Here is a 13,581-nt window from a genome sequence, read left to right on the forward strand (position 1 = left end):
AAGATAATAATTAGAATAATAATAAAAATAATAAAAAGAATACTAAAGATAATAATTAGAATAATAATAAAAATAACAGTAAAAATAATACTAAAAACAATAAAGGAGATAATAATAGAAATAATAAAAATAGTAATAATACATAGAAATATAATATAGAAGAATATAATAAAAAGAGATGTAATATAATTAATAATTGAAAGGTATTTATAAAATACAAAGATATTGATAAATATTAAAGATATTGACAAATATCAAGATATTTAACAAAGATTAAATATATATAAACAATATATATTAAATATTTAAAAATAAACTAGGTTAGAGAGGATTTAAATGACAGAAGTCAAAGCGGGTGTAGAATATAAAATAAATGTTGGGGATAAAAATTTTCTCCTTAATGAAAAAAAGTTTAATCTCCTTAACAATATAAACATAACAGGTTCTATTACAAAAGCAGCTAAACTAACAAAAATATCTTATAGAACATCTCTTAATTATATAGAAAAAATTGAGACTTCATTAGAAATAGCTGTTGTTTCAACTACAAAAGGAGGTAAAGGAGGAGGAGGTAGTGCAAAATTAACTTCAGAAGGCAGATTAATTTTAAAAGAATGTAAAAAAATTAATGCAATTATGGAACTCCATAAAGAAGTAAACGAGATTGAAGCTGAAGTTATTTCAGTGAACAAAGAAAAGCAGGTTATGACCATTGAGATGAAAGACCTTAATATGACAATTCCTTTAAATGAAAAATATGAAGTTGGAGACAATATTTTAGCTCTAATAAGTTATGATAATATATTTATAATGTTAGAAGAGCAAAAATCAAGTGTTAGAAATATATTAAAAGGAAAAATAGTTGAAATAAGTCTTAGTGGAGAAATGATAAGAGTTAAAGCAGATGTTGGTGGAATTTATTTATATTCAAACATAACTCGTTCAGCAGAAGAAAATCTTAAGTTAAGATTAGGAAAAGAAATTTATCTTGGTTTCAAAGCTGTTTCAATAGCAACATTGAAGCTTTAGTAATTATGTTTTAGTAATTTCTAATTTACTAACTTCTACTTTAGTATTAATTTCTGCTTTAGTAATTAGTCTGTATTCTATTAAATAATATTTTATTATTAAATAAGATACTATTCTATTATTAAATAATATTTTATCTTTTAGGTTATTGATGATGAGGTGTTTTTATTTTAAAAATATTAGTTGATAAAGATAAATGTACTGGTTGTGGAGAATGCAAAGATATATGTCCTAAAGGCCAAAAAATCTGGAAAATAAATAAAACAGCACATGCAGATAATCTTGAATATTGTCATGTGTGTACCCTATGTGCATCAAAGTGTCCAGAAGGAGCAATAACCATAGAAAGAAATGCTCCAAATGAAGAAAAAGAAATAAAAAGACTCAAAAAAGCAAAGTCTGGAAAAAGCAAATTAGGGATTTAACAATTAATATATTAACAATATTTCAATATAGTAATACTTATATATAATAATAATTCTAAGTAATATTTCTAAATATATAGTTTATAAATAAATTTCTATATAAATAATACTCTTATAAAAAATAATAAATAATAATAAAATTTAGTGGTTGAAATGGAGAAAAATAGATTAGCCAAAGTTTCAAGAAAAACATCTGAAACAGATATTAGAATAAAGATTAATTTAGATGGTGAAGGAAAATACAATGTCAATAGTGGGATAAATTTCTTTAATCATATGCTTGAATCATTTTCAAAACACAGCATGATTGATCTAGATATCCAAGCCATAGGAGATATAGATATAGATGACCATCATACAATAGAAGATGTTGGAATCTTACTTGGAGAAGCATTTTTAGAGGCTATTGGAGATAAAAAAGGAATCAAAAGAATGTCTCATGCAATAGTACCTATGGATGATTCTTTAGCTACAGTAGCAATTGATATAAGTGGACGTAGCTATTTCAAAGCTAATTTCGAATTTAATAATGATAAAATTGGAGATATGACTAGTGATACGATTAAACACTTTTTTGAATCTTTCGCAAGTTCAGGAAAAGTAAATCTAAATATATCTGCTGAAGGTTCAAATGACCACCACAAAGCTGAAGCAATATTCAAAGCATTTGCAAAATCACTACATGATGCTTGTAAAATAGAGCATGACTCAATTCCAAGTACTAAAGGAATACTTTAATAGTAAACAAATGGTTTAATGAAATAAATGCTTAATAATTAAACTAATATTTGATAATTGCATAAATTAAAATATTAAAATCATTATAAAAAGAATATAGCCCAAAAAATATAGTATAAAACAATATACTAATGAAACAATGAAAAAAAATAAAATAAGAAACACCGTTTTTAAAACGGTGAATAAAATCTAATTATTAATATAAACTTAGGATGGTTTATCTAACAATTTAGTTTTTGAAACAATAGAACCGTCACCAGCGTGTGGAGTTCTTAAAACTGAGTCATTAGCTTTTTCAATTTCTCTTGCTTCAGTTGCGAGTTTAGCAGCAGTTCCAATTAACTCATGAGCAGCAGCTACGAGTGGTATATATTGATTAGCATCACGAACCATGAAACAACCTTTAGTATCAATGTCTGCTACTTTACCAGCCGCTTCGTACGCAGCAATAGCTTTTGCTTTTGCATAAGGATTAGTGAATCCTGCAGCTTCAACAGCTTTTTCAGCAGTTAATATGATTTTTGGTAATTCTAATTCTTTACCAGCTTCAGCTGCTTCAATAAGAGCATCAATAGCATTTTGAACTACTCTGTAAGCACCAGTTAAAGCTAAAACTTTAATAACATCTGCATTGAAAGAAGCCATTTCTGTTGGATCGAGTAATTCTCTTCTTGCTCCAATCATTGGGTCTCCTTTAACAATTATATATCCTAAACCTTGTTCATCCATTTCATCCTTCTTTCCAGCTCCTGGAGCATCCCCTATAATTACAGCAGGAATGTCATATCCAGATAAAAGTTCTCTTGCTTTAGCTGGTCCAGGTGCACCTGGGTTAGGACTTATAAATATAGCAAAATCTGGGTCAAAGTCTTTAACTTTTGGAGTTACTTCTTCTACTTGTTCTGGGTTCATTTTAGCTCCAGAACCGATAATTCGAACATCTATGTTAGGTCTATCAGCACGTTCATCGAGTAATAAATCTAATACTGGAGAAGTACCAATATTACCACTTTTTATAATTCCAATTTTGACAACCATTTTATCACCATTTTTTTATTTATTGTTTTTTAATAAGTACTTTATGTTTTGGTTTAGACCATTAAGTTTATATATAAGTTTCATATTATTAAAAAAACTCATTAATATAAAAATATAATAAGAAATAAGCTTAATGAAAACAATTAAACTAAGCAATAGGTTTAATTTCCAGTATTTTTGAGAAATTAGCCATTAAAATTATTTATTATATAAAATATTTAATTAAAAGCTAATATAATTAATTAAATATAAAAATATTTATATTATTAATTTTAATGTTTATTAATATATTTTAATGTTTATTAATGTAAATATATATAAAAAAGTGAATCTTTGTACATAAAATTATAATTCTAAAATTTCTAATAAAAATCTAAATTTTATAAATTTTATAAGAAATCTTTTTAATAATATAAAAAATGATTTGAAGAGAATTATACGATTTATTTCATAATTCACTTATTTAATAGTCAATTATCCAATAATCCAATTATTTTATAATTCAATTATATTATTTGTAAAATTATGTGCAAAATTAGGACAAGAACAAGCATGAATATGAAGATAACTAGCTAGAGTATTTCCAATAGAAATACCATCATGATTATTAATTATTCCTCTTCCTCTTTGAATATCTAAAGCAAAATCAACATTATTAAGAAGATTTTTCTCAATTTGAAGCTTTGTATAATGAAATTCATGTCCTCTAAATATATCATCCTTTTTTGAAATAAGGTTATCTTTATTTGACTTAGCGATTACATAACTAAGACCTTGAACCTTATCAGTCATTTTAGAAGGATGAGGAATAACATCACACATTTTAAACCCATCAATAGATTTGGATAAATACAATAAACCTCCACATTCCCCATAAATAGGATTACCATTATTATGGAATTTATTAATAGATTTTCGCATAGATTGATTAAATTCTAGCTCCTTTGCAAAAATTTCAGGATATCCTCCTCCAAGATAGAGAGCATCAACATCAGGGATCTCATCATCATTGTAAGGACTAAAATAGATCAATTTTGCATTATTATCTTCTAAACTTTCAAAATTTTCAGTGTAATAAAAATTAAACGCTTCATCAAGAGCTACTGCAATTTTTGTCTTTTTTTTATTTTCAGAAGTCCAAAGTTCAGTTTTGGAATCTGTTTTAACTTTTGAATTTGATTTTGCTATATTTTTTAAAGCATCTAAGTCAATATTTTCTCTAATAACATTAGCCCATTTATCAATATTATTAGCAATTCTTTCTTTTTCTAATGCTGGTATCAAACCTAAATGTCGTTCTTTTACTATCAAATCATCGTCACGAGGGATTCCCCCAATTACTTTGGTATTAGAAAGTTTTTCAATAGCTTCTTTAGCTTTAAGATAATGACGTTTCCCTTTAACTTTATTAAGTATTACTCCCTCAATTTTAACATTAGGATCAAGAGTTTTAAACCCTAAAACAACGGCAGCTGCACTTTTTACAAGACTACGAGCATTTAAAATAAGTATAACTGGAGCATTTAAAGCTTTAGCTATTGAAGCAGTATTTCCAACATCCCCTGTAGGACTAATACCTTCATAAAGTCCCCTAACACCTTCTATAACCCCAATTTCAGCTTTAGAAATTTCTAAACCTCTAACAAATGAGCTTCTAATTTGATCCTCATTCATGAAAAATGAATCAAGATTTCTAGGAGGGTTTTTTGTAGCTAACGAGTGATATGAAGGATCAATATAATCAGGACCAACTTTAAAAGGTTGTACATTCATTTCATCAGATAATACTTTCATAATTCCTGTTGAAATAGTTGTTTTACCTACCGCACTACCAGTTCCAGCCAATACAATTCTCATGAATATTAATTGTACTTTTGTTTATTTATATTTTAACAAAAAATAAAATTATATTTTAATAAAAAATAAATAAAAGCAAATATAATAAAGTTACTAATGAAATTAGTAATAAAATAAATAGTAAAATTAAAAAATTACTAATAAATTTACTAATAAAACTATTGATAAAATTATTAATATAAATAGTAATAAGAATAGTAATAAAAATAATATAGAATTACTAATAAGTAAATAATAAAATAAAGAAATGGGAATCTAATAAATATGAAGATAAAACACAAAATCAAAGAAAAATATGGAAATATAGACATATTCAATCCCTATATAGTTATATTTTTTATAATAATCTTTATACTTGTATCTTTACCTATGCTATATTTTTCTGATGAGTTACCAAGACCATCATTTCAAGTGTATCTTTATATTTTATTAGGTATTATATTCTTTATTATTGGTATTAAATTCCCAAAAATACTATCAAAATTGTCAAAAAAGTTCAATAAAAAAATAAAAACTCTAAATAAAATAAAAAAAAAGAAATTAGAATCGTTACCTTCATTTAAAATAAGTAGTTATTATAAAAATAATGAAAATAAAAATAATAATGGTAATAAATTCAAGAATTTTGAGTTTATTGTATTATCCATAGTTCTAATTGGATTATTACTACAAATAATTAATTTCATATTACTTGGAGGAATTCCCCTATTTAGTGGGTTTTTAAAAGCAGAGGCTGCAACTAAAATATGGTTATTCTCTTATATATTCTTCATAATAGGAATAAATATACTTTTAGCTAAGTATAATAGAAAAATTTATTATTTATTGCTTATAATTGGATTAGGACTTTTTTCACTGACCGGGTATAGAACAACACCAATGGCAATTTTATTAAGCTCTTTTATAACATTATACTACTCAAGAAATTTAAAAATAAAGTACCAAATACTTTTTGGAATTATAATAATTTTTTTAATGACTATTATAGGTTTTATAGCTGTGCAATCAATTGAATGGCAGCATTGGAGATTAAATGCATTAGAACTAATATCCTATAGAGCAGGTTTTACAATTAATATTCTAGATAGAACAATCCCACTAGCTGGTTCAACACAAGGAGAACTATTTTATTATACATTAACAGGATTTTTTAAATCTGTAGATCCTCGTGTGCTTGTTGGACAAGCTGTATTAGGAGAAAATCATTCTATAACTTCAACAATATTTGGTCCTGCCATACTGGACTTTGGATGGATTGGAATGAGCATTCAAATGTTTTTAATAGGATTTATATTAAAAATGTTATATATAATTCAAAAACATTTGAAAAGCATAGCTACTGCTATCTATGGAATAATTTTAGGACAAACTTTAATTTGGATTGAAACAGGTCCTACAGACATAATAGTTTGGTTTTTTTATATTTTAGGAATTATTACAATAATATATTATATTTATAAAATAGATTATATTTATAATCTAGAAAATTATTATAAGCTATAAATGTCATGAAAACAATTTTAAAAGATAATGGCATATTAATAAGAATGAGAGTGATTAATTGGAAAAAATTACTATAGCAATTGCATGTGAATTAGCTCCTGCAAAAACACTTATTCCTATTATAAAAAAAATAAAAAAAATGGAAAATTTAGGAAAATTAAATTGGAAAAAAAGCAAAATAATCTGTTTAACCCATGGATCAGGTGTTAAAGAACTACTTGAACCATATTGTGATGAATTTTATTCAATTGGAAAAGGTAGGGGTTCTGGAAAAGTAAAAAGAAATAATTTTGAACTTGCATATCTAATTTTCAAAGACATTATTAAAGCAATCTTAGGATTGAGAGGAAAAGGGATAGATCTTTTAATTACCTGTGGAAATGCTGGTGATGTTAGAAAATCTATATCAGCTGCTAATTTACTTAAAATTCCTGCAATACATATAGAACAAGATATATATAATCCAATTGAAACAATTGCATTTTCTAATTTAGTAACAGTACCTTCAAAAAGTTATAAAAATTATTTAAGTGAAAAATACCATATAGATTCTACTGAAAACATTCAGGGTTATCCTATGGTTAATTATATTGTTGATTGTGTTACTAATAATCATTTATTAGATAATGAAGATATAAAAAAGGATTATGGTTATTCAAAATTTATATTAGTAGTTTTAGGAGGAGATTTAAAAACTAGCGATATAAAAAAGCTAATAAATATTCTAGAAAAAATAAATCTTCCAACACTTATAGCACCATATCGTTTTAAAAAAGAATTAATTCAAGATATGATAAAATCTAATAAAATTAAAGTTTTAGATGAGTTTGTTGATTTATTAAGTTTAATGAAATCTTCAAATCTTATGATTTATGGAGCTGGTATGGGAATGACAATAGAAGCAGGTGTTTTAGAAATCCCTTCAATAAAAATAGCAGGGTTTCATAAAGAACATGGTAGTGTAGATTTAGCAAATGATTTAAAAATTCCAATACTTGAAATAGAAGAAGTTTCAGATTTTTTAGATGAATTTAAAGATAACCATCAGGATAAATATGATCATGAAAACAAACATACACATGAAAACAAAGATAACAATAAATGCAAAGATAATCATGAAGATAAAAATAGTTATGATGACAAATATGAGGATTATATGTTAAAAATGTTAAAAAATAAGCTTCCAAGACCAGAAAGTGAAAAATTAATTAAAAATAGTGAAATTGCTGTTGAAAATTTTGTAGATATTATTAACAATTTTAATCTAAAAAATCCTCCTAAGAAAAGTGGTTTAAAGTCTATGAAAGCGATTTGGAAAAAAAGATCAGAGTTTAGATAATAAAAAATTCAGTTAATATTATTTTAGAATATTATTATTTAATATACAATTTAATATCTACTTTTAATATTTATTTTTAGTATTATATCTTTAATATTATAGCATATTTTTAACATTATATTCTATTTTTAAATATTGTTTATTAATAATTATTAATATTTATCAAGAGCAATTTGATAATTACCATCTAATTTAATAAATGGTTCAGCCCTATCTATAACAACTCCTAATTTTCTCAAGTCTATCATCTTCTTAAATGGTTTTTTCTTTCTTATAGCCATGATTCTTTTTGCAGAAATAGTTCCAATACCTGGAACGCGAATTAATTCATAAAAAGAAGCAGAATTAATTTCTAAAGGAAATATATCTCGTTTTAAAGCAGATAAATATTTAGGATCTTCATTAATTGATAATTGATTATTTTCTTCAAAGACAAGCTCATCTAATTCAAATTTATATATATTTAACAGAGAATCAGCATGATATAGTTTTGAAGTCCTATTTTTATTGCACTCTTCCCTCTTTTCAAGTTCTGTTCCTTCAACTGGAGAAAAAGAACTAAAATAGCTTCTAGATAAATTATAGTTTTTATAAAGGGATTTTATTCTAGAAAGAATTTCCACATCAGTCTCATCATTTGCTCCAACAATCATCTGTGTAGTTGAACTAGAACATATTATAGAGTTATTTTTTTTAGATATAGAATCTATCCAACTTATTCTTTTTAATATATCTTTATTATAATCTTTGTTTGAAGAAATTTGAGACAATCCATCTGAAGTTGCAGACTCAATATTTAAACTTACTCTATTAGCTAATGACATTGCACGCTTAATAGAATCTTTGTTAGCACCAGGAATCACTTTAAAGTGTATGTAATCATCATATCCGTATTTTTTCCTAAGTATGTTAATAACATCTAACATTTTCTCCATAGTGTCATCAACATCTTTTGCAATTCCAGAACTTAGAAACAATCCTTGTACATAATCATTATTATAATAACTAAGGAAAGCTCTTGCTAATTCTTCTGGACTTAGTTCTAATCTAGTAAAATTTCTTTTAGACTGATTGATACAATATTTACAATCATTAACACATTTATTTGTCATTAATGTTTTAAAAAGAGGAATTTTACAGCCATCAGGTCCTGTTGCATTATAAATTCCTGGAAGATTAATATCAGATTTTTTATAGTGATTTACATAATCACAAATATCATATTGTGCAGAATCACTCAAAACTTGCATTTTCTTTAAAGTGTTCATTGTTATATATTTTGTAATTTTATATATTATTAATTTTTGGAAGCAAATGAAAAGTAATTAGAATAATATTAAAAAAGAAATATAATATTGAAAAATAGAATATAATGTTAAAAATATGATATAATATTAAGAATATAATACTAAAAATAAATATTAAAAGTAGATATTAAAAGTAGATATTAAAAGTAGATATTAAAAGTAGATATTAAAAGTAGATATTAAAAGCATAATAACATATTATAAAAATATTTATAAAAATAAAATTAAGATTTGAATTTTATTAAATTCTTTGCCTCATCAAATATTACATCAAGACCACACATATTAGGAACATAGTTAGCTGCCTTTGCAGAATTTACACCAATTGTTTCATATCCCATGTCTTCAATTGGAGCAACAACCATACAAGTATCACACACTATATGTCCACCAGCAGACTCGATTATTTTTGTATAACCCATTCTATCTGAGGCAGCTTTAACATTTATAGAAGTACATACCCATAAATCATTCTTTATTTTTTTATTTTTGACTATATTTGCAATATTTTTAATTTCTTCTAAAGAAGCATGAGGACAACCTAAACAAACTAAATCTGCTTCATTTTTAGATGAATTAGTTAAATTTTCACAAGTATTTTTAATATCAGAATCTGTAATTAAGATTTTATTATTATTTTTAAGCAATTCAGTCTTTCCAGCAGAATCATACTCAGGAGTTTCATTTTCAACATGATATAATGCAACAGCACCCGAAGATGCAAGTGCTGCTCCAAGAGCTTTTAATTCAGTATTAGTAGAATCATTTTTAAGGACAAAATAAGGAACACCATTTCCAACTTCCTTACCAACCATATATCCCAATGCCCCATAATCAATTCCAGATATAGGAGTTTCAAGTTCTATTAAAAGGTTTGCTTTCCTATTTTCTTCTAAATGATAACCATACATAGGGGTTTTACCACAAATAGCTGCAGCTAATGCACCAGGCCCTCCTTCACGATTAGTTCTTGCACCGATAACTGAATTTACATAAGCAACTGCTGAAGATTCAGACCATGCTACATGATCTCTGAATTTAGGAACATTACCTACAAGATAAGGAGTGCAAGTACATGTTTTCGAAATTCCAAGCATCCCATAAGCATCAACAATTTCATTCTGCTTTTTAGAAAATTTTGGTGGAAATCCAAGAGATTTCCAGTTATCTAGATCTGTACCAGCAGGATTTAAAGTAGAAGGAACTTTTGCAGCAGAGTTTCTATTTAAATTCTTATCACTAGCCAAATCTTCAAGATATTCAAGACCTGCATCACCAATAGTCTTGTAAGAAACACCAGATATTTGAGCAGAAGTAATATTTACAAGTTTTTCTGCACTATAAATATCCCCAAGTGCCACTAGGATCTCCATGCTTTTACGTACAGTATCTCCATAGAAACCATTATACATTCTTTCTTCTTCTTTATTTAAATACATTTAAATCCCATTACCATATTTAAATCAAAAATAATATTATTACAAAAACTATTACTCAAAAATACTATTAATAAGTTATTTAAGTCAAAATATATTAAAATTAAATCAGGGAAATTTTAAAAATATGAAAGATTATAATTTTTATATAAATAGTAATGATAGGAATAATAAAGAATACTAAGTATAATATAAGAATAATAGGATTAATTATTTTCAATTTGGTGTTCAACCATATCATTTACTAAGTTTAAAAAATTATCCATCTCTTTATAAGGAATCATAGCTCCAGCAGCTATATCATGACCCCCACCTTGACCTCCAAAGCTTAATGAACTATCATGGAGAACTTTTCCAAGATCTACTCCTTTTTCTATCATCTCTCTTGTTGTTCTTCCAGAAACTTTTACATCATTATGCATTCTAGCCATAGATAGAATGGGTTTATCACTATCTAAAATTTCAGCTGCAATTCCTACACTAGAAATAGTACCCATAACACTTTTCAAGACTTTATCTTCACTATACATATACTGGATAAAGTCCATTTGAACTGCACCTTCTCGTTTAATCCATTCCATTCCTTTAATTAACTGATCTCTATATTTTTTTTGAAGATTCAAAGCTGCATCAAGTGCTTCTCCACGTTCTCCAAATGCAATAGAAAGACCAAGGCCGGTTTTTTTGTTTTTCCCGCAAGCATCTAAAATATAAGAATATTCCTCAAGGTTCCTTAAAACAGGATTTTCTTTAGGCACACTATAAATACTTCCAAAAATATCAGGAGTTACTTTAATAAGTTCATCTTTTAAAACATCTTTTTCTTCATCTTCAAGATCAGTGAATTTTATTCCATAAGAAATTCCTATTTTTTCTAAAAATCCCATTGATCCCTCTAAATCACCAGTTAAACCAGGTATAGCTGGATTTAAAGTATATGCTAAAGATTTATATAGTGGTTCTTGATTTTTGGAAACAATTTTAAGATCTTGATGTATTTCAAGATTTCCAAATTCTTTCCCATCTTCAACGATTAGCTCATTTGCACCAATAAATCCATCATTAAATTGCATATCTCCAAAAGCACCTACTAAAGCAAGTGGAGCAATATGTTTTTTATTATTTTCCCCATCACCTAAGTTTCTAATACTTAAATAAGAAGAACCAGCACCACTTAGTTCTTTACTACCATCAATCCCATAAAGATGAGGATTAACATGAATAATATGATCTTCTGATTCTGTATCATCAACTTGATGATGATCTGCAATTATAACCTCTGATTTAAACTTATTAATAAGCTTTAAATTGGCGCTTCCCATGTCAGAAAATATAAATAACTTATATTTCTCTTTAGATAGTTCTTTCACATTTTCTGGCTTTAAGCGAGAAAGGATGGTAGTATGAAACTGTCCTCCCTCCTCTTTTATAGCATTAGCTATAACACCAGCTGCAGAAAGCCCATCTGCATCATTATGAGAAATGATTCTTATAACATGATCATCCTTGATATGTTTGGATATCATGTCAGAAGCTTCATTAGCCTTATTTAACAAGGAGTGCTGCTTCTTGTGGGTCATATCTCCATCCTTCAGGTAATTCACCATCGTTAACGTAATATTTACCAAGACGCCTAATTCTTGATTCTATGATAGTTAATCCTCTTTTAGTGTGTAAATCTTTTGGATTTTCTTTTAAGTGATCTCTAATGTTTACAGCACGTTTAATTAAGTTCATGATATCTTCAGGATATTCTTGAGCTTGTTCATTTCTTTTTAATATAGCAGTGATTTTTTCACCAGTAACAGCTTTTACACTAGGAATACCATACTGATCTCTTAAAATAACACCAATTTCACTTGGAGATTTACCTTCTTTTGTAAATTTTAATATAAATTCTTCAATTTCTTCATTTGAATAAGTAACCCATTCTGGTTTAGACATTGTAAATACCTCTTAATTTTTTATAATATTAATTCTTTTTATAAGTTAATCTTATAAACTAACTTTGTTATAAGTCAATTTTTTATTATATTAATATAATTAGCAATAAATAACAATAGAACTGTTTAATTTGAAAAATTGTTAAATCTATGCATCATAATTTATTTATCAGATTTATACCAATTGACAAAAAGTTCTAACGAATTTTTTCTATGAGAAAACTGATTTTTTTCATCTGTTGTTAGCTCACCAAACGTTTTAGACATATTGGGAACATAAAAAATTGGATCAAAAGCAAAACCTTTATTACCCTTTTCTTCAAATGCAATGACACCAGAAACTTTGCCTAAAAAAATCTTGGGCTCGATATTGGGGGCACAATACCCAATGACCGACCTGAATTCAGCATAACGTTCTTGGTCAGTTTTTAAATCATTCATAAGCTTTAAAATACCTTCATTTCCTATTGTATCTTGAACATAAGATGAATATGTTCCAGGGAAATCATTTAAAGCTTTAATGAATAAACCAGCATCTTCAACAATCACAGGTTTATTTAATTTTCGAGAAGCATATTTTGCACCAGATATAGCTACTTCTTCAAGAGTTCCTTGAGGTTCTGTGTAACCTAAGTCAATATGCTCTAATTCAATATTGAATTTTCGAAAAATATTTTCTGCTTCTTCTACTTTATGGTTGTTACCAGTAATAAATGTTATCATAATAGTAAAACTATGAGTTTTAATTTTATAAATATTTTTTCATATAAGCAACTTTATAAGAATAATATTTTTTCATAATAATATTTTTTCATGAAAAAAATATTTTATATTAATATTTTTATATAAACAGTATTTTATATTAATAATATCTTTAATGATTAATATATTAAATATCATTAATTATATTAAATTATAGTTATATTGAACCACAAGATTGTATCATAGAATACAACAAAAATATAG

Annotated in this window: 12 protein-coding genes; 5 read left to right on the top strand and 7 right to left on the bottom strand. The window is 26.2% G+C overall.

Going from position 1 to position 13,581, the window contains the following annotated elements; translation table 11 throughout:
- The first annotated feature begins 336 nt into the window (after positions 1–336).
- From MarbSA_RS05760 to hisB, 3 genes are all read left to right on the top strand, one after another.
- A complete protein-coding gene (locus tag MarbSA_RS05760; protein ID WP_221061141.1) occupies positions 337–1,029 on the top strand; it encodes a TOBE domain-containing protein in 693 nt (230 codons plus the stop codon).
- A gap of 176 nt (positions 1,030–1,205) precedes the next feature.
- A complete protein-coding gene (locus MarbSA_RS10430) occupies positions 1,206–1,454 on the top strand; it encodes an ATP-binding protein (RefSeq protein ID WP_269316556.1) in 249 nt (82 codons plus the stop codon).
- A 153-nt stretch (positions 1,455–1,607) separates the two neighbouring features.
- Positions 1,608–2,192: an imidazoleglycerol-phosphate dehydratase HisB gene (gene hisB / locus MarbSA_RS05770; protein WP_054835557.1), complete on the top strand. Its 585-nt coding sequence runs from the start codon at positions 1,608–1,610 to the stop codon at positions 2,190–2,192.
- 207 nt (positions 2,193–2,399) lie between these two features.
- On the opposite strand, the gene MarbSA_RS05775 is transcribed toward hisB, so the two are convergent.
- Together MarbSA_RS05775 and cfbB are read right to left on the bottom strand one after the other, a co-directional pair.
- Complete coding sequence (locus MarbSA_RS05775) at positions 2,400–3,230, bottom strand: F420-dependent methylenetetrahydromethanopterin dehydrogenase (RefSeq protein ID WP_042702600.1); 831 nt, start codon at positions 3,228–3,230, stop codon at positions 2,400–2,402.
- A gap of 495 nt (positions 3,231–3,725) precedes the next feature.
- Positions 3,726–5,087 (bottom strand): Ni-sirohydrochlorin a,c-diamide synthase, encoded by a 1,362-nt coding sequence (gene cfbB, locus MarbSA_RS05780; protein WP_221061142.1) that lies wholly within the window; start codon positions 5,085–5,087, stop codon positions 3,726–3,728.
- Between the two features lie 264 nt (positions 5,088–5,351).
- Between cfbB and MarbSA_RS05785 the strand changes: the two genes are divergently transcribed.
- Entirely contained in the window at positions 5,352–6,590 is a 1,239-nt protein-coding gene (locus MarbSA_RS05785) for an oligosaccharide repeat unit polymerase family protein (RefSeq protein WP_221061143.1), read from the top strand.
- Between the two features lie 58 nt (positions 6,591–6,648).
- Positions 6,649–7,929: a DUF354 domain-containing protein gene (locus tag MarbSA_RS05790; RefSeq protein ID WP_054834886.1), complete on the top strand. Its 1,281-nt coding sequence runs from the start codon at positions 6,649–6,651 to the stop codon at positions 7,927–7,929.
- A gap of 152 nt (positions 7,930–8,081) precedes the next feature.
- Here MarbSA_RS05790 and MarbSA_RS05795 read toward each other — a convergent pair whose 3' ends face one another.
- The 5 genes from MarbSA_RS05795 to MarbSA_RS05815 form a co-directional block, all read right to left on the bottom strand.
- Positions 8,082–9,197 (bottom strand): radical SAM protein, encoded by a 1,116-nt coding sequence (locus MarbSA_RS05795; protein WP_054834887.1) that lies wholly within the window; start codon positions 9,195–9,197, stop codon positions 8,082–8,084.
- Positions 9,198–9,460: 263 nt separating this feature from the next.
- Positions 9,461–10,675 carry an aconitase X gene (locus tag MarbSA_RS05800; protein ID WP_221061144.1) on the bottom strand — a complete coding sequence of 405 codons (1,215 nt, stop codon included), beginning with the start codon at positions 10,673–10,675 and terminating at the stop codon, positions 9,461–9,463.
- Between the two features lie 203 nt (positions 10,676–10,878).
- Positions 10,879–12,228 carry a RecJ family nuclease gene (recJ, locus tag MarbSA_RS05805; protein ID WP_221062062.1) on the bottom strand — a complete coding sequence of 450 codons (1,350 nt, stop codon included), beginning with the start codon at positions 12,226–12,228 and terminating at the stop codon, positions 10,879–10,881.
- Positions 12,218–12,616, bottom strand: coding sequence for a 30S ribosomal protein S15 (locus MarbSA_RS05810; RefSeq protein WP_042702610.1), 399 nt, complete (start codon positions 12,614–12,616; stop codon positions 12,218–12,220). The genes recJ and MarbSA_RS05810 overlap by 11 nt, the downstream gene beginning before the upstream one ends.
- A gap of 161 nt (positions 12,617–12,777) precedes the next feature.
- Complete coding sequence (locus MarbSA_RS05815; protein ID WP_221061145.1) at positions 12,778–13,338, bottom strand: XTP/dITP diphosphatase; 561 nt, start codon at positions 13,336–13,338, stop codon at positions 12,778–12,780.
- Between the last annotated feature and the right edge of the window lie 243 nt (positions 13,339–13,581).

The organism is Methanobrevibacter arboriphilus (assembly GCF_019669925.1).
GTDB lineage: Archaea > Methanobacteriota > Methanobacteria > Methanobacteriales > Methanobacteriaceae > Methanobinarius > Methanobinarius arboriphilus_A.